The organism is Microcystis wesenbergii FACHB-1317, from assembly GCF_014696875.1.
Lineage (GTDB): Bacteria > Cyanobacteriota > Cyanobacteriia > Cyanobacteriales > Microcystaceae > Microcystis > Microcystis wesenbergii_A.
This window is the reverse complement of the sequence record NZ_JACJQV010000029.1, coordinates 1-2,886: the sequence shown is the minus strand read 5'-3', so window position 1 is coordinate 2,886 and position 2,886 is coordinate 1. Positions and strand designations below refer to the sequence as shown.

The window sequence follows — 2,886 nt, the reverse complement described above, 5'->3', positions numbered from 1 at the left end:
TCATAAAAACCAAATCCCCAACATTTATCAAGCAATTATTTTTATTAGTAAATATTCTACACGACTCAGTCCAGATAAGCAAGATGGCTTACCACTACTACCGAATCACTACCTCTCCCTAAACTAACTGATCACAAAATAACTTGATTATCTGGCTAACTTGACAAAAGTTTATCAAAATATAACCTTAGCAACATAAATCGGCTTATCCCTAGGTAAATCCTTGCAGGAGTGGCATTATACCAGATATTGTCTCTCTGCTCGATTTATTTAATAAGCTCTGCTGATGAATGAAAAAAAAAAAAATAAACGGGACTTATGATTATTCGCCTCTACAATCTAAGCATTATCCCTAACCAGTGCTAAATTTTCTGACATCCAAGCTTGATTAATAGTTTTGGTGTCTTTAGAGGCAGTTTTCTCGACTATTCGCTTACTTATCAACTTTATCTAACTCGAACTAAGTTTCGGGTGGATTCCCTATTGACTCTGTACCATCTTTTTTACACGAGGTATATCATGGCTATCATCTACGTTAAGTCTGGTGCGACTGGTAATGGTTCAGCTTGGAATAATGCTTATGGCAGTTTAGCAAGTGCGCTAACTGCGGCGCAAGCTGGCGATGAGATTTGGGTGTCTGCGGGTACTTATAAACCGACGACGGGGACTGACAGGAATGCAACCTTCACCTTAAAAAATAATGTCGGTATTTATGGCGGATTTGCCGGAACAGAAACCGCACGAGATCAGCGTAATATTAATACAAATGTCACCATTTTAAGCGGTGAAATTGGGGTAGCGGGGATTGCGGATAATTCCTATCATGTGGTAACAGCAACGGGTTCGGTTGTTAGTCCGCTGACGAACACTGCTATTCTTGATGGGTTTACTATTACTGGGGGTAATGCTACTGGTACGACAGGAAATCAAGGTAATGGCGGTGGGGTGTATGTTTCGGGTGCTAGTCCAACCCTAAGAAATCTCACTTTCCGGGATAATACTGGGGTTAATGGTGGCGCAGTTTTTAGTAATCTAAGTAACGGCAATTTTATCAAGAAGTTTTCTATCGCAACATTCATTTTATTATTAGGGTACTTTAATGTTCAATTACCAGCTAATGCACAACGAACGATGGATGCTTGTGGTAAAGAACCTAGCTTATCTAAACCAGCTACAGAAACCCGTGAAATTCGTCTTGATGATTATGGTTTAGCTTTCAAAATTCCTGCTAATTACCGCGCACTCAAGAATAATGCTACCACTATTAGTATTTACAATCCATCATTATATAAATATATTCAATGTCTACGGCAAGCTTCTGATTTTCATTGGGATGGTTCGTTTTATGAAAGTGCAGAAATCTATATTGCGAATAATGAATGGACACCTTGCTCAATAAGTGAAATTAGAAATTTGCAAAATCAATCTTTTAGTGGTTATACTTTTCTTTATTCGATGAAAATTGCAGGTGAAAATGCAATACTTTATCGCCAGGTTACTGTAGATGATTATATACAAGTTTGTCTATCCAGTTTTGATAAAAAACATAAAATTGCAATTAATATGCATAATGAAGGAGACTACGGAGGAATACTTAATATCAATAAAATATTTGATCGAAAAATTACTGAAGGTATTTTAGCTAGTTTTATCTTCACAAAATCTCCTACACCATTCCCTGTGGGTCAACCCGGAAGCCTGAAATATTATGAAATTCGGCAAAATGAAGGAAAAAATAAATCTGATCCAAAAGTTGAACTTGGAAATTTAGACTATTATAAATTCCGTGAAGAAGACTTTAGAAGAAGAAATCCGAACCAAAAAGCACCCGATTACTACTTAGGTTTTGGAGATAAGTATCTTAGAATATTTATGACAGAAACCTATCAAAAACTAACTCCTAATGGTCAGCAATTTCTCAAAAATGTAGGTAAAAAATTACAAGAAAAAATTGAGGATAAACTAAAATCAGATCCTCAAGGATTTTCAAAACTAGAACTAGACTCTAAGGCATTTAAGAAATTTGCTTATGGAACCCATCCAGATGCTTACTGTGAAGCTGGTTGGGGTGATTTGCCTAAAAGTGATAGAGATAAAATTATTCGCGCTGTAGATCGAAAAGATTTATATTTTTCAAGTGAAGGACTAAATACAGGTTTAGAAATGGCTGGAAAATGTGCGCCTTTGTATCGAGATATTTTAGATATAATCACTCCTTAAAAAAAAGGACAAACAGAGACAGTAAATTCTCCATTAACTAATCCTACTCGGCGTAAGCGATGGGTTTAATGTCTTTTTTTGTTTGCTAATTTTGTTGTAATTTCAGTTTCTAACTACACAAAAGCAAATCATAAAACTCCCTTTTCTTCCTGTGCTGATTGTAAAACATCTAAATATAATGCTCGATTAATCCGAAAGCCAGCTTGAGATATTAAATCATCCATTAATGGCTTAATTGCTGAAATTAATCCTCGACGTTTTGCTATTAGCAAAATCCCTAAAACACCAATTACATTCAATCCTAAACTTACTGCCTTTTTTCTGCCTGGATTTTCATCCATAATCACTCTATCAGCACCTAAAGCAATTGCCAAGGCGATTGTTTCTGATTCTCCTCGATGTAATTCATGATTTAATTGTTCAAATAATGAACGATTTTCTAACGTCCTTTTTTCAATCCAATATGAAGTTTTAACTTCTATTGTTCGGCTCTTCGTTACCCTTTATGCTAAATCAACATACAAGATGCCAAGATAACATACTTCTAACCCAAAAATTCCGAAAGTTTCTAAAGCCATAGCCTCTCCGTTTTATTAGTTTCAGTTTATTGTTGATTCCCTCGACCACCCCATTCGTTGTCCTTTGCTCGAAATAACTAATTATTTC

Annotated in this window: 3 protein-coding genes; 1 reads left to right on the top strand and 2 read right to left on the bottom strand. The window is 35.7% G+C overall.

Going from position 1 to position 2,886, the window contains the following annotated elements; translation table 11 throughout:
• Window positions 1-519 precede the first annotated feature (519 nt).
• A complete protein-coding gene (locus tag H6F92_RS25585) occupies window positions 520-2,220 on the top strand; it encodes a hypothetical protein (protein WP_242029948.1) in 1,701 nt (566 codons plus the stop codon).
• Window positions 2,221-2,348: 128 nt separating this feature from the next.
• On the opposite strand, the gene H6F92_RS25385 is transcribed toward H6F92_RS25585, so the two are convergent.
• On the bottom strand, window positions 2,349-2,702 hold the full coding sequence (locus H6F92_RS25385; RefSeq protein ID WP_190356404.1) for a PIN domain-containing protein: 354 nt from the start codon (window positions 2,700-2,702) through the stop codon (window positions 2,349-2,351).
• A 31-nt stretch (window positions 2,703-2,733) separates the two neighbouring features.
• On the bottom strand, window positions 2,734-2,886 hold a 153-nt coding region (locus tag H6F92_RS00450), incomplete at its 5' end, for a transposase (RefSeq protein ID WP_190356403.1).